General features: G+C 56.6%; 18 protein-coding genes and 1 riboswitch. Of the genes, 12 read left to right on the plus strand and 6 right to left on the minus strand.

Translation table 11 applies throughout. From position 1 onward, the window contains the following. The first annotated feature begins 70 nt into the window (after positions 1-70). The 4 genes from bioB to bioD are packed head-to-tail and all read left to right on the plus strand — an operon-like array spanning position 71 to position 3,674. Positions 71-1,111 (plus strand): biotin synthase BioB, encoded by a 1,041-nt coding sequence (bioB, locus tag AB2B48_RS00870; RefSeq protein ID WP_185666715.1) that lies wholly within the window; start codon positions 71-73, stop codon positions 1,109-1,111. Beyond that, positions 1,108-2,265, plus strand: a complete 1,158-nt coding sequence (gene bioF / locus AB2B48_RS00875; protein ID WP_368300551.1) for an 8-amino-7-oxononanoate synthase — start codon at positions 1,108-1,110, stop codon at positions 2,263-2,265. The genes bioB and bioF overlap by 4 nt, the downstream gene beginning before the upstream one ends. Continuing rightward, entirely contained in the window at positions 2,249-3,004 is a 756-nt protein-coding gene (gene bioC / locus AB2B48_RS00880) for a malonyl-ACP O-methyltransferase BioC (RefSeq protein WP_368300552.1), read from the plus strand. The genes bioF and bioC overlap by 17 nt, the downstream gene beginning before the upstream one ends. After that, on the plus strand, positions 2,997-3,674 hold the full coding sequence (gene bioD, locus AB2B48_RS00885) for a dethiobiotin synthase (RefSeq protein ID WP_368300553.1): 678 nt from the start codon (positions 2,997-2,999) through the stop codon (positions 3,672-3,674). The genes bioC and bioD overlap by 8 nt, the downstream gene beginning before the upstream one ends. 243 nt (positions 3,675-3,917) lie before the next feature. Here the strand turns inward: bioD and AB2B48_RS00890 are convergent, their stop codons facing one another. Then, positions 3,918-4,055 (minus strand): hypothetical protein, encoded by a 138-nt coding sequence (locus tag AB2B48_RS00890; RefSeq protein ID WP_368300554.1) that lies wholly within the window; start codon positions 4,053-4,055, stop codon positions 3,918-3,920. A 246-nt stretch (positions 4,056-4,301) separates the two neighbouring features. Between AB2B48_RS00890 and uvrB the strand changes: the two genes are divergently transcribed. Then, the gene (gene uvrB, locus AB2B48_RS00895) at positions 4,302-6,326 is read left to right on the plus strand and encodes an excinuclease ABC subunit UvrB (protein ID WP_368300555.1); all 2,025 of its coding nucleotides are present in this window, start codon (positions 4,302-4,304) and stop codon (positions 6,324-6,326) included. Positions 6,327-6,634: 308 nt separating this feature from the next. On the opposite strand, the gene pmrB is transcribed toward uvrB, so the two are convergent. Genes pmrB through yvcK form a run of 4 tightly spaced genes read right to left on the minus strand, consistent with a single transcriptional unit; the run spans position 6,635 to position 11,017 of the window. Next, positions 6,635-7,714: a two-component system sensor histidine kinase PmrB gene (gene pmrB / locus AB2B48_RS00900; RefSeq protein ID WP_368300556.1), complete on the minus strand. Its 1,080-nt coding sequence runs from the start codon at positions 7,712-7,714 to the stop codon at positions 6,635-6,637. 3 nt (positions 7,715-7,717) lie between these two features. Then, positions 7,718-8,392: a two-component system response regulator PmrA gene (gene pmrA / locus AB2B48_RS00905; protein ID WP_185666708.1), complete on the minus strand. Its 675-nt coding sequence runs from the start codon at positions 8,390-8,392 to the stop codon at positions 7,718-7,720. 10 nt (positions 8,393-8,402) lie between these two features. Continuing rightward, positions 8,403-10,034, minus strand: a complete 1,632-nt coding sequence (eptA, locus tag AB2B48_RS00910; RefSeq protein WP_368300557.1) for a phosphoethanolamine transferase EptA — start codon at positions 10,032-10,034, stop codon at positions 8,403-8,405. A gap of 59 nt (positions 10,035-10,093) precedes the next feature. Beyond that, on the minus strand, positions 10,094-11,017 hold the full coding sequence (gene yvcK, locus AB2B48_RS00915) for a uridine diphosphate-N-acetylglucosamine-binding protein YvcK (protein ID WP_185666706.1): 924 nt from the start codon (positions 11,015-11,017) through the stop codon (positions 10,094-10,096). A 240-nt stretch (positions 11,018-11,257) separates the two neighbouring features. Beyond that, positions 11,258-11,394, plus strand: a riboswitch (molybdenum cofactor riboswitch). On the opposite strand from yvcK, the gene moaA reads away from it, so the two are divergent. The 7 genes from moaA (at position 11,382) to AB2B48_RS00950 (ending at position 15,506) form a co-directional block, all read left to right on the plus strand. Further along, the gene (gene moaA, locus AB2B48_RS00920) at positions 11,382-12,371 is read left to right on the plus strand and encodes a GTP 3',8-cyclase MoaA (protein WP_220438394.1); all 990 of its coding nucleotides are present in this window, start codon (positions 11,382-11,384) and stop codon (positions 12,369-12,371) included. It overlaps the preceding riboswitch by 13 nt. Positions 12,372-12,393: 22 nt before the next feature. Further along, positions 12,394-12,906, plus strand: a complete 513-nt coding sequence (moaB, locus tag AB2B48_RS00925) for a molybdenum cofactor biosynthesis protein B (RefSeq protein WP_035892242.1) — start codon at positions 12,394-12,396, stop codon at positions 12,904-12,906. Between the two features lie 3 nt (positions 12,907-12,909). Continuing rightward, the gene (moaC, locus tag AB2B48_RS00930; RefSeq protein WP_035892244.1) at positions 12,910-13,395 is read left to right on the plus strand and encodes a cyclic pyranopterin monophosphate synthase MoaC; all 486 of its coding nucleotides are present in this window, start codon (positions 12,910-12,912) and stop codon (positions 13,393-13,395) included. Continuing rightward, complete coding sequence (gene moaD / locus AB2B48_RS00935; RefSeq protein ID WP_185666703.1) at positions 13,388-13,633, plus strand: molybdopterin synthase sulfur carrier subunit; 246 nt, start codon at positions 13,388-13,390, stop codon at positions 13,631-13,633. The genes moaC and moaD overlap by 8 nt, the downstream gene beginning before the upstream one ends. A gap of 1 nt (position 13,634) precedes the next feature. Then, positions 13,635-14,087, plus strand: coding sequence for a molybdopterin synthase catalytic subunit MoaE (gene moaE, locus AB2B48_RS00940; RefSeq protein ID WP_368300558.1), 453 nt, complete (start codon positions 13,635-13,637; stop codon positions 14,085-14,087). 53 nt (positions 14,088-14,140) lie between these two features. Further along, positions 14,141-14,845 carry a Bax inhibitor-1 family protein gene (locus AB2B48_RS00945; RefSeq protein ID WP_035892249.1) on the plus strand — a complete coding sequence of 235 codons (705 nt, stop codon included), beginning with the start codon at positions 14,141-14,143 and terminating at the stop codon, positions 14,843-14,845. A gap of 250 nt (positions 14,846-15,095) precedes the next feature. After that, on the plus strand, positions 15,096-15,506 hold the full coding sequence (locus AB2B48_RS00950; protein WP_220438392.1) for a YbhQ family protein: 411 nt from the start codon (positions 15,096-15,098) through the stop codon (positions 15,504-15,506). On the opposite strand, the gene AB2B48_RS00955 is transcribed toward AB2B48_RS00950, so the two are convergent. Continuing rightward, positions 15,468-16,574 (minus strand): ABC transporter permease, encoded by a 1,107-nt coding sequence (locus tag AB2B48_RS00955; protein WP_185666701.1) that lies wholly within the window; start codon positions 16,572-16,574, stop codon positions 15,468-15,470. The two genes, AB2B48_RS00950 and AB2B48_RS00955, sit on opposite strands and share 39 nt — an antisense overlap. Between the last annotated feature and the right edge of the window lie 29 nt (positions 16,575-16,603).

Consider the following 16,603-nt stretch of genomic DNA (forward strand, 5'->3'; position numbering starts at 1 on the left):
ACCATTTTGAAAAGTTTTAGGTTTACGAGTATAAACCGAACCGAAAATTAACAAAACCCCGGAGAAGCCAATGGCTAACCCTTTACGCTGGACAATGTCGCAGGTCACCGCTCTTTTCGATAAACCGCTGCTCGATTTACTGTTTGAAGCTCAACAGGTTCACCGCCAGCACTTCGACCCTCGGCAGGTGCAGGTGAGCACGCTGTTGTCGATCAAAACCGGCGCGTGCCCGGAAGACTGCAAATACTGCCCGCAGAGCTCACGCTACAAAACCGGGCTGGAAACCGAACGCCTGATGGAAGTGGAGCAGGTGCTGGAATCGGCGCGCAAAGCCAAGCTGGCGGGCTCGACCCGTTTCTGCATGGGCGCGGCGTGGAAAAACCCGAACGATCGCGATATGCCGTACCTGGAGCAGATGGTCCAGGGCGTGAAAGAGATGGGGCTGGAAGCCTGTATGACGCTGGGCACGTTGTCCGATAGCCAGGCGAGCCGGCTAGCGACGGCGGGGCTGGATTATTACAACCACAACCTCGATACCTCGCCGGAATTCTACGGCAATATCATCACCACCCGCAGCTATCAGGAGCGCCTGGACACGCTGGATAAAGTGCGTGATGCCGGGATTAAAGTCTGCTCCGGCGGCATTGTAGGCCTCGGTGAAACCGTCACCGACCGCGCCGGGCTGTTGCTGCAGCTCGCTAACCTGCCAACGCCGCCGGAGAGCGTGCCGATTAACATGCTGGTGAAGGTGAAGGGTACGCCGCTGGCGGATAACGACGATGTTGATGCCTTTGATTTTATTCGCACCATTGCCGTGGCGCGCATCATGATGCCAACCTCCCATGTCCGCCTCTCCGCTGGCCGTGAGCAGATGAACGAGCAGACCCAGGCGATGTGCTTTATGGCGGGCGCGAACTCCATTTTCTACGGCTGCAAACTGCTGACGACGCCGAACCCGGAAGAGGACAAAGACCTGCAGCTATTCCGCAAATTAGGTCTTAATCCGCAGCAGACCACGGTGACGGCGGGTGATAACGAACAGCAACAGCGTCTGGAGCAGGTGCTGATGACGCCGGACACCGAGGATTATTACAACGCGGCGGCGGTATGAGCTGGCAGCAGCGCATTGAACAGGCATTATGCGAACGTCGGGAGGCCCAGGCTTTCCGCTCTCGCCAGTCTTTGGAGCAAGGTGCGGGCCGCTGGCTGATGCGCGGTGAGCGTCGTTACTGCAACTTTTCCAGCAACGACTATCTCGGCCTCAGCCAACATCCGCAGGTGATTCAGGCCTGGCAGCAGGGCGCGCAGCAGTACGGCGTGGGCAGCGGTGGGTCCGGGCATGTGACCGGCTACCACCAGGCCCATCAACGCCTTGAAGAGCAGCTGGCTGACTGGCTGGGCTATGACCGCGCGCTGCTGTTTATCTCCGGTTTTGCTGCCAATCAGGCGACGATCGCCGCACTTGCCGGGCGTGAAGACCGGATCGTTGCCGATCGTCTCAGCCACGCGTCGTTGCTTGAAGCCGCTACGCTAAGCCCGGCGCAGCTGCGCCGCTTTCAGCATAATGACAGCCAGCATCTCTCCAGGCTGCTGGCAGCCTCCCTCGACGGCCAGCAGCTTGTGGTGACGGAAGGGGTATTCAGCATGGATGGCGATAGCGCGCCGCTGGCGGATATCGCTGCGGCTGCGCGCGACGCTAACGCCTGGCTGATGGTCGATGATGCGCACGGCATTGGCATCAACGGCACTGACGGGCGAGGGAGCTGTCAGCAGCAGGACGTTCATCCTGAGCTGCTGGTGGTGACCTTTGGCAAAGCGTTTGGCCTGAGCGGTGCGGCGGTGCTGTGCAGCCATGACGTGGCGGATTACTTTGTGCAGTTCGCCCGCCATCTGATTTACAGCACCGCCATGCCACCTGCTCAGGCAGTTGCGCTGCAGGCGGCGCTGGCAGTGGTTCAGAGCGATGACGGCCAGCAGCGACGCGAAAAACTGGCGCAGCACGTTGCCGCGTTCCGTCACGGCGCACAGGGGTTGGCTTATACCTTAACCGACTCGCAAAGTGCGATTCAGCCGCTGATCGTTGGCGATAACCAGCACACCCTCAACCTGGCCGATCAACTGCGCGAGCAGGGCTGTTGGGTGACGGCGATTCGCCCGCCGACGGTACCCGCCGGGACGGCACGCTTGCGCTTAACGCTGACCGCCGCGCACGAAGCGCAGGATATCGACAGACTGCTGGAGGTGCTGCATGGCAACCGTCAATAAACAGGCGGTGGCGGCGGCATTTGGCCGTGCGGCGGCGAACTACCATCAGCACGACGAGTTACAGCGCCTGAGCGCACAGCAGCTGCTGTCCCAGCTGCCGTCGCGGGCGTTTGACCGCGTGCTGGACGCAGGCTGCGGGCCGGGCAGCTACAGCCGCTACTGGCGTAACAAAGGCAGCCACGTGACGGCGCTGGATCTCTCGGCAGAAATGCTTGAGCAGGCGCAGCGTCAGCAGGCAGCCGACCGTTATCTCCAGGCCGATATTGAAGCTATTCCACTGCCGGAAGGCGGTTTTGATCTGGTGTGGAGTAATCTGGCCATTCAGTGGTGCAGCGACCTCCACGTGGCGCTGGAGGGGCTGTATCGCCAGCTTAGCCCCGGCGGCACGCTGGCCTTTACCACGTTGACGGCAGGCTCACTGCCAGAGCTGAATCAGGCCTGGCGCGCCGTTGACCAGCGTCCACACGCCAACCGTTTTCTTCCCGAGACGGCACTACAGGAGGCGCTAGTTGGCTACCACAGCCGCAGCGTTGCTACCTCCATCACGCTGGCCTTTCCCGATGCGCTGAGCGCCATGCGTTCGCTGAAGGGTATTGGCGCGACGCATCTCCACGAGGGGCGCAGCCAGCAACCGCTGACGCGCAGCAGGCTACAGCAGCTTCAACTGGCGTGGCCGTCTCAGGCGGGAGAATTCCCGCTGACTTATCATCTTTTTACAGGAGTGATCTCGCGTGACTGAACGCTTTTATGTAACCGGCACCGACACCGAAGTCGGAAAAACCGTTGCCAGCACCGCGCTGCTCCAGGCGGCTGGTTCGCTTGGGCGGCGTACGGCGGGGTACAAGCCGGTGGCTTCCGGCAGCGAAATGACAGCCGACGGTTTGCGCAACAGCGACGCACTGGCGCTGCAACGCAACAGCGTGCTGCCGTTACGCTACGAGCAGGTGAACCCGTATACCTTTGCCGAGCCGACCTCTCCACATATCGTCAGCGCCGACGAGCAGCGGCCTATCGAGGCCAGCGTGCTTTCCGCCGGGCTGCGCGCGCTGGAGGCCGAAGCCGATTGGGTGCTGGTGGAAGGGGCCGGTGGCTGGTTTACGCCGCTCTCGCCAACGCTGACTCTGGCAGATTGGGTGAAAACGGAACAGATGCCGGTTATCCTGGTGGTGGGCGTGAAGCTTGGCTGTATCAACCACGCGGTGCTGACCGCGCAGGCAGTACAGCAGGCAGGGCTACGGCTGGTGGGCTGGATTGCCAACGATGTGACGCCGCCGGGGCGTCGCCACGCAGAATACCTGAGCACGCTCCAGCGAATGCTTCCCGCACCGCTGCTCGGCGAGATCCCGTGGCTTGGCGATGAGGTTGAATCCCAACCGCTTGGGCAATACCTTGACCTGAGCGCTCTGTAAGCCGCTTTTCTGGCACGCCTTTTCCATCTTCATTCGTAAGCGCTAACCCGCAGATAACGTAAGGAAATCGCCCATGTTGATGGACAAAATGGGCGTGCTTTTTCGCTGATAAATATCAAAATCGGGGATAAAATATTTTTTTGCTTTCTCGTTGACACGCCGTTGCGCAAATCGCCGGGTGCCGGGGGATAGGGGCTAGCGGCAGTTATCCACTATTCCTGTGGATAACCCTGTGTATTAGAGTTAGAAAACCTGCGGTAAACGAGAGAACATGCGGCCTGCGCCTGAATTGATGCGAAACGCGGCTTTTCGATGTTTTTTATAAATATCAACAAGATAAATAAAAGCAATGGCGTAATAAAAAGTGCTGCGGATTGCCATAAAACTTTCATGACCTATATTGACAAATGTTAAAAGAGAAAAAATTCTGGGGATAACCTTATCAGGCTGGTGTTTTATCTTGTCAGAGGATAAATTTCAGCCGCTCTTGCGTGCCGTTGCCCCAGGAACATGAAATACAGTATGTGATTACTGTTTTTATATCCAGTATTTTTTATTGGCAATTCGGCAGGCGACGAGTAGAATTAATCTCCAGCCCGGCCCATTCGTCATCAGGTAGCGTTGTCCATGAGTAAACCCTTCAAATTGCATTCTGCGTTTAGTCCTTCAGGCGACCAGCCTGCTGCCATTTCACGCCTGAAAGAGGGGCTGGAAGACGGCCTGGCGCACCAGACGCTTCTGGGCGTGACCGGGTCGGGGAAAACCTTTACCGTTGCCAACGTGATTGCTGACCTTCAGCGCCCGACAATGGTGCTGGCGCCGAATAAAACGCTGGCGGCCCAGCTGTACGGCGAAATGAAAGCGTTCTTCCCGGAAAACGCGGTGGAGTACTTCGTCTCCTACTACGACTACTACCAGCCGGAAGCGTACGTCCCAAGCTCGGATACCTTTATCGAAAAGGACTCCGCCGTAAACGAACACATTGACCAGATGCGCCTATCCGCGACGAAAGCGTTGCTTGAACGTCGCGATGTTATTGTGGTGGCGTCAGTGTCGGCGATCTACGGCCTGGGTGACCCTGATTTGTATCTGAAAATGATGCTGCACCTGACAGTTGGCACCATTATTGACCAGCGGGCTATTATTCGCCGACTGGCGGATTTGCAGTACACCCGTAATGACCAGGTGTTTCAACGCGGTACCTTCCGTGTGCGTGGTGAAGTTATCGATATTTTCCCCGCCGAGTCAGATGACTTTGCGCTGCGCGTCGAACTGTTTGACGAAGAGGTCGAGCGTCTGTCGATGTTTGATCCGCTCACCGGGCATATCGAAGGCACGCTACAGCGCTATACCGTCTATCCGAAAAGCCACTACGTCACCCCGCGTGAGCGTATTTTACAGGCGATGGAAGAGATCAAAGACGAGCTGGCAGAGCGTCGCAAAGTGCTGCTGGCGAATAACAAATTGGTGGAAGAGCAGCGCCTGAGCCAGCGTACCCAGTTTGACCTCGAAATGATGAACGAGCTGGGCTACTGCTCCGGCATTGAAAACTACTCGCGCTTCCTCTCCGGGCGCGGGCCGGGCGAAGCCCCGCCAACCCTGTTTGACTACCTGCCGGCGGACGGCCTGCTGGTGATCGACGAATCCCACGTCACCATTCCCCAGATTGGCGGCATGTACCGCGGCGACCGCGCGCGTAAAGAGACGCTGGTGGAGTACGGCTTCCGCCTGCCGTCAGCGCTCGACAACCGTCCGCTGAAGTTTGAAGAATTTGAAGCGCTGGCGCCGCAGACTATCTACGTGTCGGCAACACCGGGCAACTACGAGCTGGAAAAATCCGGCGGCGATGTGATTGACCAGGTAGTGCGTCCAACCGGGCTGCTTGACCCGCTGATTGAAGTGCGTCCGGTTGGCACGCAGGTAGATGACCTGCTGTCGGAAATTCGTAAACGTTCGGTGATTAACGAGCGTGTGCTGGTGACTACGCTCACCAAACGCATGGCGGAAGACCTCACGGAATATCTGGAAGAGCACGGCGAGCGGGTACGCTACCTGCACTCTGATATCGACACCGTGGAGCGTATGGAGATCATCCGCGACCTGCGTCTGGGCGAGTTTGACGTGCTGGTGGGGATCAACCTGCTGCGTGAGGGCCTCGATATGCCGGAAGTCTCGCTGGTGGCGATTCTGGACGCCGATAAAGAGGGCTTCCTGCGTTCCGAACGCTCGCTGATTCAGACCATCGGTCGTGCGGCGCGTAACATCAACGGTAAAGCGATTCTCTACGGGGACAAAATTACCCCGTCAATGGCGAAAGCGATTGGTGAAACCGAGCGCCGTCGCGAGAAACAGCAGCGCTATAACGAAGAGCACGGCATCGTGCCGCAGGGGCTGGTGAAAGACGTTGTTGATATTCTGGCGATGGGTGAGGGGCTGGCGAAAACCAGGGCCAAAGGTCGCGGGAAGTCGAAAAACGCGGTCACCATCGTCGAGCCGGATGTTCAGGCGCTGACGCCAAAAGCGCTGCAGCAGCAGATTACCTCGCTGGAAGCGCAGATGCTCAAACACGCACAGAACCTGGAGTTCGAAGAAGCGGCAGAGATTCGCGACCGGCTGCATCAGCTGCGCGAGCTGTTTATCGCCACGTCCTGAGTGGGTGCCGCCCCGGCGGCGCTTCGCTTGGCCGGGCTACGGGATGGTAGCCCGGGCGAGGCGTTAACGCCGACCCCGGAGTGGCTCGAACGCCTCCCTGGGCACTATTTCTCTAAAATTGCGGCAGCCATCACGGGCCGGGAGCCAGCCTTAAGGTTCGCTTAATATAATCTACTGATACTATCCGTAAAATCATTGAGGGTAGTGTTATGTCGAATCTGAACGTCCAACAGCTGTTCACCGTGCTCGTATCTGTTGCCATCGTTGCCGGCTTTGTTTGCCACTGGATGCTCACCTTCTGAAGCGCCTTAGCGCTTCGTCGGTTGAAACTCTACCCATGCCCGCGTCCCGGTTTCGGTGTCGCGGTTTTGTAAAAAGAACGCCGCCTCATGTAGCTGAGCGATGCGCGTAACGATACTCAACCCCAGACCAATACCGCCATACCGGCTGTCCATGCGCACAAACGCCTGGCTCAGTTCGCCGACCTTCGACTCATCGATCCCCGGACCTTCATCTTCCACGACTAGCATTGGTCGCGCGCCCTGAACCAGCGACAGCGTAATCGCTGACGTTTTTGGGCTATAGCGATGGGCGTTCTCTACCAGATTGCGCAGCAGCAGGCGCAGCAGCGTGGCGTCGCCGGGAACGGTTACCGTTGGCGTCGGCTCGGCAATCACCAGCGTTTGTGCACGTGTTTCCAGCATCGTCTCCAGTTCGCCTTTCAGCGGCTCAATCACGTCGCTCAACAGATTTACCTGCTGATAGCTCCCCGCGGAGAACGACTGTCCGATGCGAGCGAGCAGCAGCAGTTGCGCCACGCTATCGGTCATCTGGTCCAGGCGTTGTACTAACGGGGACAGGTTGAGCTTCTGGGTTTTCTCCAGCAGTTCAAGGTGCAGCTTTAACCCCGCCAGCGGCGTACGCAGTTCGTGGGCGACGTCGGCGGTAAACAGGCGCTCTCGGTTAAGCGTCTGCGTCAGATTATCGACAAGCTGGTTGATAGCGTTGGTCACCGCCTCAACTTCGACGGTGGTCTGCTGAAGAAAGATGGGTTGTAAATTCCCCGGCGTCCGTGAATCCAGCTCTTGTTGCAGGTCGGCCAGAGGGCGGGTGATCCGCTTTACCGCCTGCAGGCAGAGGAAGAGCGCAAGGCCAATGATCAGCAGGCTGGGCACCAGCAGGCTGGCAATTGCTTCACGCACCTCGTGGCGGATGTGTTTGGCGTTATTGTGGTTATGCATCAGCATCGCCACTTCCAGCTCAATCTGCTCTTTGCTCTCATGCCAGAGCCAGAACACGCTAATGAGCTGACACACCACCAGAATCACGCCGATGGTGAGCAACAGCTGATGCCGCATTGGCCACTTGCGGATGGAAAATAGCGCCATGCCTTACTCCGCTTTGCTGATTGCGTTAACCAACTGGTAGCCAAAACCGCGCACGGTGCGAATGCGTGCTTTACCCACTTTGTCACGCAGGTTGTGGATATGCACTTCCAGCGTATTGGTCGCCGGTTCGTTATCCCAGTTGTAGATATCGTTGTAGAGGATCTCGCGGTGCACCGGACTGCCCGCTTTCAGCATCAGCCGTGAAAGCAGGGCGTACTCTTTCGGCGTCAGTTCCAGCAGCTCTTCATCGAGCCAGACCTGGCGGCGGGTGACGTTAAGGCGCAGATTCTCAACCGTAATTTCGTTATCGCCCTGGTTCAGGTTACGTCGCAGCAGGGCGCGAATGCGGGCATTCAACTCTTCCAGCGCGAACGGCTTCACCAGATAGTCATCCGCGCCGGTATCCAGCCCCATGACGCGGTCTTCCAGCGTATCGCGGGCGGTCAGAATCAGCACCGGCACGCTCATTTTTTCCTGCCGCATGCGGTTTAAGAAGTGCAGGCCGTCTTCGTCTGGCAGACCTAAATCCAGCACCACCAGGCTGTAATGTCCGTTAGCCAGGCTCAGCGCTGCCTGCTGTGCGGTTTCTACACCATCACAGGCATATCCTTCGCTCTGCATTGCCAGAATCAGCCCCTGCAATAATAGGGTGTCATCTTCCACGACTAATATTTTCATCTGCTGGCCTCTATTTACAGGTGGCTAATATATCATCCGCTGCGCGATATTCCTGGGTCTCTACGCCCGTTAATCCCAGCATTGTAGAGAACAGATTATCCTGCGAGTAGTCATTTTCTTTGGCCTTTTGCTGCAGGCAGGCGTAATTAACGCCATAGCGCTTCTGATAATCATCAGATAACCATAACAGCATTGGCACATGTTTTTGCGTTTCCGGGGCAATGGAATAAGGCAGCCCATGTAAATAAACGCCGTTTTCACCCAAAGATTCACCGTGGTCGGAAAGGTAAACCAGGCTGGTGGTGAATTTATCTTGCTTTGATTGCAGCAGTTTTATCGCTTTATCGACAATATGGTCGACGTACAAAATCGTGTTGTCGTAGCTATTTTTTAGCTGCTCTTGAGTACAGGACTGAATTTCGCTGGTGTCGCAGGTTGGCGTGAAGCGACGGAATTCTGGCGGATAACGGTTGTAATAGGTTGGGCCGTGGCTGCCAATGGTGTGCAGCACGATGACGCCGTCACCCTGCATACTATCAATAGTCTTTTCGAGGTCATGGAACAGCACGTCATCGTAGCATTCGCCATTGATGCACTGCCCTGGCAGGTTCAGCGCGGTGACATCCTGGTGCGGCACGCGGTCGCAGGCGCCTTTACAGCCGCCATCGTTATCGTTCCACTGCACTTGAATCCCGGCCCGCTGAATGATATCCAGCAGCCCTTCCTGGTGGTGCGCTAACGACTCGTCATAACCAGTGCGCGGCATATTAGAGAACATGCACGGAACCGAGACCGCCGTGGCTGTCCCGCAGGAGGCTGTTTTCGGGAAATAGACGACGTTATCTTTTGCCAGCAATGGGTTGGTTTCACGTTCGTAACCGCCCAGTGAGAAGTTAGCGGCGCGTGATGTTTCGCCGACGATTAATATCGTCAGATTTTTACGCGGGCCGTTTTTCATCACCGCTTTTTGTTTGGCATCTTCGCCAATTTTCACCAGCGGCAAGTTATCCATCTCATGGTGAAAATACCAGGAGTTCATCGCCACAATGCTGTTCGACGGGTTAAGCGATTTCACCAGCTCTTTATTATTGCGGAACAGCGACGCGTAATCTTTATAGAACAGGCCGGCGACCAGAAGAATTAACAGCGCCGATACGAGAACGGTGCCCGCACGCATTATTGTGCCGCGCCACACGCTTGCTGCCGGTTTAATTTTGATCCACCAGGCAAGCGCAATAGAGAGCAGAGCGGTAAAGGCAAATACCATAATCATCTGCCCGGAGAGCAGGGCGTAGCTTTCCGCAGGGGTGGTATCGAGAATATTGGTAATCATCGAACGGTCGACAATGATGCCGAAGTTCATCATGAAATACTGCGCGCTGGCGCTAAGCAAAATAAACAGCGTCGCGGCAACTTTCTCTAAGCGAACCACCGAAGCCAGGGCCAGCAAAATAGCCATCACCGCGAAGGCGACTACCGGCATGGACAGGAACACCAGCGCGTTGTGCAGGCCATCGACCGGCAGCAGCGTAAAGGCCTGGCGATAGAATACGATGTTCAGCGCCAGAGCGATGTACAGCGAAAACAGGATGATGTAGGTCAGTCGGCTGACGGCAGGACGATGGCGAAACAGGCGAAGCATAACGTTGAACCCAAAGAGATTGATGCTCGCTATGCTGCCTGACGTTTTTTAAGACAACCTTAAGATTTTAAGGAAACGCGACCAAAAGCCTGAAGCGCCTCTTCTAGCGCAGCACGTAACAGATGGCGATCGTGGCGATACGGAATGTCGCTGGCCTCCAGCGGTTGCTGGATCACCAGTTTCCCCTCTACGCCGCTGATATCGGTTTTGGGGCCAGCAATTACGGCATCGATAACGGGTTTACCAATGTAGTGCTCCAGCAGCGCAAGGCGGTCGCTGAGGGTTAAATGGCCTGCGGGGCTGTGCTCCCGGCCGAGGTTTTCAATGTAAACCATTTGTGCCGGGGTGCGGCGCAGCGCCTGGGCAATCTCTGGCAGCAGCAGAATAGGCAGCAGGCTGGTGTAAAAACTGCCGGGGCCAATCAGAATCAGATCCGCCTCGGCGATAGCCTGCACCGCCTCGCGGGTCGCGGAAACCGACGGCGTTAGCATTAGCTCCTGCGGCGGCAGCGCAAGCTGATCGATATTCACTTCGCCGTAGATTTCATGCCCCTCGCTATCAATCGCCATTAAATCGACCGGCTGCTCGGACATGGGAATCAGTGAAGCCTCAACTTTCAGCAGATTTCTTATTAAATTGATCGCCTCTAAAGGCCGTACGCTCAGGTGGTCGAGCGCCTTTAACATCAAATTTCCGAGGTTATGTCCAGAAAGTTCGCCGTTACCGCCAAAACGATACTCAAACATCGTCGAAGCAACGCTGGGTTCGGTAATTAACTGATTAAGACAGTTGCGCATATCGCCCCAGGCGATGCCGCCTTCCGAACGACGGATACGCCCCGTTGAGCCGCCGTTATCGGTGGTGGTGACAATGCCGGTCAGGCGAGAACCAAGGGAGGAGAGAGACGACATCACGCGTCCAAGTCCGTGCCCGCCGCCGAGCGCCACAACGCGGTCGAGATCGGCAAAAGTGCGATTGCGCATACAACTTCCTTATGTCTGAAAAACCTGCTTACATTAGCCTAACTACCTCTAAAAGACGATGCTCCACCCCCAGCAAAATGACGTATATCAATGCAAAAACGTGATTTTTACGTATTCTGTAGGGAAAGTGCACGATAGGCTCGCTATGTACAAGTTTATATAGCGAAAGCGAAAATGGCGAAACCTTTATTCTCGCGCTACTATTCGGCATAACATGGTTCAGTCATCCTGCCATGCAGGTTGAACAACACACTCTAGCCTCTGTGCCTAAGTTGAAAAATAGGGCGCTTTGGCCGCAACAGCCAACGCTGTTGCCAGGGCGAAGGAAGAAATGATCTCGCCTCCCGTATTTGGAAAGGTGTCTATGGCTTCACAACTCACTGATGCGTATGCACGCAGCTTCTACTATCTGCGTTTGTCGATTACCGACGTATGCAATTTTCGCTGCACCTACTGCCTGCCAAACGGCTACCAGCCTAACGGGGTCACCAATAACGGATTTCTGTCTCTGGACGAAATTCGCCGGGTGACGCGCGCCTTTTCGGCGTTGGGTACGGAAAAAGTGCGCTTGACCGGCGGGGAACCCTCGCTGCGTCGCGACTTTACCGACGTTATCGCCGCTGTGAGAGAGAATGCCGCTATCCGCCAGATTGCCGTAACCACCAACGGTTACCGTATGGCGCGCGACGTCGCGGGCTGGCGCGATGCGGGCTTAACCGCGATTAACGTCAGCGTCGACAGTCTGGACGCGCGTCAGTTTCACGCCATCACTGGCCAGGATAAATTCCGCCAGGTTATGGACGGCATCGATGCCGCCTTTACCGCGGGCTTTGAAAAAGTGAAGGTCAACACCGTGCTGATGCGCGATGTTAACCATCATCAGCTCGACACCTTTCTGGCGTGGATCAAACCGCGCCGCATTCAACTCCGCTTTATTGAACTGATGGAAACCGGCGAAAGCAGCGAGCTGTTCCGCAAGCACCATATCTCTGGCATGGTGCTGCGCGATGAACTGCTCAAACGCGGCTGGATCCATCAAATCCGTCAACGCAGCGACGGCCCGGCGCAGGTCTTCTGTCACCCCGACTACGAAGGGGAAATCGGCTTAATTATGCCGTATGAGAAAGACTTCTGCGCCAGCTGTAACCGTCTGCGCGTATCGTCCATTGGGAAGCTGCATCTGTGCCTGTTTGGCGACGGTGGCGTTGACCTGCGTGAACTGCTGGCGGACGACGCTCAGCAGCAGGCGCTGGAAGCACGCATCGCCGAAGCGTTAACCCACAAAAAGCAGACCCACTTCCTGCATCAGGGTAATACCGGAATTACGCAGAATTTGTCCTATATTGGTGGATAATTCCAAATCAAGGAGCACGTAAATGAGTCAGGTGAGCGCTGAATTTATCCCGACACGCATTGCTATTCTTACTATTTCCAACCGTCGCGGCGAAGAAGATGACACCTCCGGCCACTTCCTGCGCGACTCTGCCCAGGAAGCCGGGCACCAGATAGTCGATAAGGCCATCGTCAAAGAGAACCGCTATCAGATTCGCGCCCAGGTTTCCGCCTGGATTGCCCGCGACGACGTACAGGTGGTCCTGATTACCGGCGGTACCGGTCTGACCGATGGCGACCAGGCCCCGGAAGCGCTGTTGCCGCTGTTCGACCGCGAAATCGAAGGCTTTGGCGAAGTGTTCCGCATGCTCTCCTTTGAAGAGATTGGCACCGCGACGCTGCAGTCCCGCGCCGTCGCCGGTATGGCGAACCGGACGCTGATTTTCGCGATGCCGGGTTCAACTAAAGCCTGCCGTACCGCGTGGGACAACATTATTGCCCCGCAGCTGGATGCCCGTACGCGTCCGTGTAACTTCCACCCTCATCTGAAGAAATAAACGATGTCGCAACTGACCCATATCAACGCGGCGGGTGAAGCCCACATGGTGGATGTCTCCGCCAAGGCGGAAACCGTTCGCGAAGCGCGCGCTGAAGCGTTTGTTACCATGCAGCCGGAAACCCTGGCGATGATTATCGAAGGCAGCCACCACAAAGGTGACGTGTTCGCCACGGCGCGCATCGCCGGTATTCAGGCGGCCAAGCGCACCTGGGATCTTATCCCGCTGTGCCATCCACTGATGTTGAGCAAGGTGGAAGTTAACCTGCAGGCCGAACCAGAACATCACCGCGTGCGCATTGAATCGCTCTGTCGCCTGACCGGGAAAACCGGCGTTGAAATGGAAGCGCTGACGGCCGCCTCGGTCGCCGCGCTGACGATTTACGACATGTGCAAAGCGGTGCAAAAAGATATGGTCATTGGCCCGGTTCGTCTGCTGGCGAAAAGCGGCGGAAAATCGGGCGATTTCAAGGCGGATTCCTATGATTAATGTGCTGTTTTTTGCTCAGGTCCGCGAGCTGGTGGGCACCGATTCGCTGGCGCTGGCGCCTGAGTTTGCAACGGTTGAAGCGGTACGCCAGCATCTGGCGGCGCAGGAAGGGCGCTGGTCTCTGGCGCTGGAAGAGGGCAAGCTGCTGGCGGCGGTGAATCAGACGCTGGTGAGCTTCGACCATCCGGTTGCAGACGGCGACGAAGTGGCATTTTTCCCACCGGTAACAGGAGGTTAAGATGAGCGAGACCCGAATTATCGTCCGCCACGAACGCTTCAACGTTGGGGATGAATACCCGTGGCTTGCCGAGCGCGATGAAGATGGCGCGGTAGTGACCTTTACCGGCAAGGTGCGTAATCACAACCTGGGCGATAGCGTCAAAGCATTGACCCTGGAGCACTATCCTGGCATGACTGAAAAAGCGCTGGCAGAAATCGTTGAGGCCGCGCGCGAACGCTGGCCGCTCGGCCGCGTGACGGTCATCCACCGTATTGGTGAAATGTGGCCTGGTGAAGAGATTGTGTTTGTCGGAGTGACCAGCGCGCACCGCAGCAGCGCGTTTGACGCCGGCGAATTTATCATGGACTACCTGAAAACCCGTGCGCCGTTCTGGAAGCGAGAAGCCACGCCGGAAGGTGAGCGCTGGGTAGAAGCCCGCGACAGCGATAAACACGCTGCCGAGCGCTGGTAAGCCGTGAATGTGATACGCTTAGAATAAGTTCTACTCACACTCAGGAGAAAGTCATGGAACGATTCCCTCGGTCCGATTCAATTGTGCAGGCGCGTAGCGGTCTGCAGACCTATATGGCTCAGGTATATGGCTGGATGACCTGCGGGTTGCTGCTGACGGCGTTTATCGCCTGGTATGCGGCTAACACTCCCGCGGTGATGATGTTTGTCTTTTCCAGCAAAATTACCTTCTTTGGGCTGATCATCGCGCAGTTGGCGTTGGTGTTCGTGCTTTCGGGCATGGTTCAGCGTCTTAGCGCAGGCATGGCGACCACGCTGTTTATGCTCTATTCAGCGCTCACCGGGCTGACGCTATCGAGTATTTTCATCGTCTATACCTATTCGTCCATCGCCAGCACCTTCGTGGTGACCGGCGGGATGTTCGGTATTATGAGCCTGTACGGCTACACCACGAAGCGCGACCTGAGCGGCTTTGGCAACATGCTGTTTATGGCGCTGATTGGTATCGTGCTGGCGTCGCTGGTGAACTTCTGGCTGAAAAGCGATGCGCTGATGTGGGCGATTACCTACATCGGGGTAATTGTGTTCGTTGGCCTGACCGCCTATGACACCCAGAAGCTGAAAAATATCGGCGAGCAGATTGACGTTCGCGATTCGTCGAACCTGCGCAAATACGCCATTCTCGGCGCGCTGACGCTGTATCTCGACTTCATCAACCTGTTCCTGATGCTGCTGCGTATTTTCGGTAACCGCCGTTAAATACCCCCTGACGTCGCTGCGCTCGGCCGGGCTACAGACTCGAATTTGTAGCCCGGCCGAGCACAGCGGCGCCGGGAATCTCACCTAATCCCCTGCATTTTCCTCTTCGTTAAATGAATGTTTAGGCACAATTCATCACTCTGTTGGTGAAAATAGTGACAACAGCGTCACAAAAAGCACCACTATTACGGAATTTTCCGTAGACTTGAGTACTCTGAATAAGCGAATAAAATTCTTCAGGAGAGAAGCCATGAAGTGGCAACAACGAATTCGTGTCGCAACAGGACTCAGTTGCTGGCAGATTATGTTGCATTTACTGGTCGTCGCCGCACTGGTGATGGGCTGGATGGGCGGCGCGCTGGTACGCGTTGGCCTCGGGCTCTGCGTGCTGTATGCCGTGACCGTCGTATTGATGCTGGCGCTGCAGCGCCACCCGGAGCAGCGCTGGCGTGCCTTCGCCGACGTGCTCGAAGAGTTAACCACCACCTGGTATTTTGGCGCGGCGATGATTGTCGTCTGGCTGTTGTCACGCGTGTTGCACAATAACTACCTGCTGGCGCTGGCCGGGCTCGCTATCCTTGCTGGCCCAGCCGTGTTCTCGCTGCTGGTGAAAGAGAAAGCCTCAGGCGATCTTGCGGCGAAACATCGCGTACGCCACTGATCCCGTCGTGGCCGCTATAAACAGTAGCGGCCACAAACTCCCCCAGATAATCGACAAACTCGCATCCTTCAAATAGATCTGCTTGGTGATATCGGTAAAGTGACGAATCGGGTTTATCCACGTCAGATGCTGCAGCCACAGCGGCATGTTCTCCACCGGCGACACGTACCCTGAAAGCAAAATCGCGGGCATCATAAAGACGAATACGCCGATAAACGCCTGCTGCTGCGTCGAGCACAGCGACGAGATAAGCAGCCCAAAGCCCACCAGCGAGAGTCCGTAAATCACCATCGTAAAGTAGAACAGCGCCAGCGATCCGGCGAAGGGGATCTGATAGGCCCAGATCCCGACTGCCAGCACGATGCTTGCCTGGAAGGTTGCCACAATCAGCGCGGGCACCGCCTTGCCGACGAAAATTTGCCAGGTGGCGAGCGGGGAGACCAGCAGCTGGTCAAGCGTGCCCTGTTCGCGTTCACGCGCCACCGACAGTGAGGTCACGATCATCACGCCGATGGTGGTAATCATGGCGATCAGCGACGGCACTACAAACCATTTGTAATCGAGGTTGGGGTTATACCAGTTACGCACCACCAGCTCGCTGTTATTGGGTTTCGCTTTCCCCTCCAGTAGCTCCTGCTGGTAGTTTTTTACGATCTGCTGGAGATAGTTAGCGGCAATCTGGGCGCTGTTCGAGTTACGCCCGTCGAGCAGCAGCTGCATCGGCGCGGTCTGGAACGTGTCGAGATTACGCGAGAAATCGGCCGGGAAGCGCACTAATAGCAGCGCCTTCTGGGTGTCGATGGTTGGCTGGATCTCCTGCGGGCTTTGCAGCAGCAGAACGTGGGTAAACGCTTTGGCGCGGGCGAAGCGCTGGGTCAGCTCTACCGAATGCTTACCGTTATCCTCGTTATAGACGGCGATGGTGGCGTTGGTCACCTCTAGCGTGGCGGCAAAGGGGAACAGCAGTACCTGGATCAGCACTGGCATGATCAGAATGGCACGCGTCTGCGGCTCGCGCAGCAGCGACTGTAGCTCTTTGCGGATAAGCGTCCATAAGCGGTACAGCATGTGAATTCTCCATTGTCCCCGGGCGAGCG

It is taken from the genome of Kluyvera sichuanensis, assembly GCF_040930405.1.
Taxonomy (GTDB): domain Bacteria; phylum Pseudomonadota; class Gammaproteobacteria; order Enterobacterales; family Enterobacteriaceae; genus Kluyvera; species Kluyvera sichuanensis.

Bases quoted from the DNA above. Each gene is read 5' to 3' on its own strand.
- bioC (WP_368300552.1), top strand. From the start codon at position 2,249: ATGGCAACCGTCAATAAACAGGCGGTGGCGGCGGCATTTGGCCGTGCG.
- AB2B48_RS00890 (WP_368300554.1), bottom strand. From the start codon at position 4,055: ATGGCAATCCGCAGCACTTTTTATTACGCCATTGCTTTTATTTATCTT.
- eptA (WP_368300557.1), bottom strand. From the start codon at position 10,034: ATGCTTCGCCTGTTTCGCCATCGTCCTGCCGTCAGCCGACTGACCTAC.
- bioF (WP_368300551.1), top strand. From the start codon at position 1,108: ATGAGCTGGCAGCAGCGCATTGAACAGGCATTATGCGAACGTCGGGAG.
- moaA (WP_220438394.1), top strand. From the start codon at position 11,382: ATGGCTTCACAACTCACTGATGCGTATGCACGCAGCTTCTACTATCTG.
- uvrB (WP_368300555.1), top strand. From the start codon at position 4,302: ATGAGTAAACCCTTCAAATTGCATTCTGCGTTTAGTCCTTCAGGCGAC.
- pmrA (WP_185666708.1), bottom strand. From the start codon at position 8,392: ATGAAAATATTAGTCGTGGAAGATGACACCCTATTATTGCAGGGGCTG.
- moaC (WP_035892244.1), top strand. From the start codon at position 12,910: ATGTCGCAACTGACCCATATCAACGCGGCGGGTGAAGCCCACATGGTG.
- moaD (WP_185666703.1), top strand. From the start codon at position 13,388: ATGATTAATGTGCTGTTTTTTGCTCAGGTCCGCGAGCTGGTGGGCACC.
- AB2B48_RS00955 (WP_185666701.1), bottom strand. From the start codon at position 16,574: ATGCTGTACCGCTTATGGACGCTTATCCGCAAAGAGCTACAGTCGCTG.
- pmrB (WP_368300556.1), bottom strand. From the start codon at position 7,714: ATGGCGCTATTTTCCATCCGCAAGTGGCCAATGCGGCATCAGCTGTTG.
- bioB (WP_185666715.1), top strand. From the start codon at position 71: ATGGCTAACCCTTTACGCTGGACAATGTCGCAGGTCACCGCTCTTTTC.
- moaE (WP_368300558.1), top strand. From the start codon at position 13,635: ATGAGCGAGACCCGAATTATCGTCCGCCACGAACGCTTCAACGTTGGG.
- AB2B48_RS00950 (WP_220438392.1), top strand. From the start codon at position 15,096: ATGAAGTGGCAACAACGAATTCGTGTCGCAACAGGACTCAGTTGCTGG.
- AB2B48_RS00945 (WP_035892249.1), top strand. From the start codon at position 14,141: ATGGAACGATTCCCTCGGTCCGATTCAATTGTGCAGGCGCGTAGCGGT.
- yvcK (WP_185666706.1), bottom strand. From the start codon at position 11,017: ATGCGCAATCGCACTTTTGCCGATCTCGACCGCGTTGTGGCGCTCGGC.
- moaB (WP_035892242.1), top strand. From the start codon at position 12,394: ATGAGTCAGGTGAGCGCTGAATTTATCCCGACACGCATTGCTATTCTT.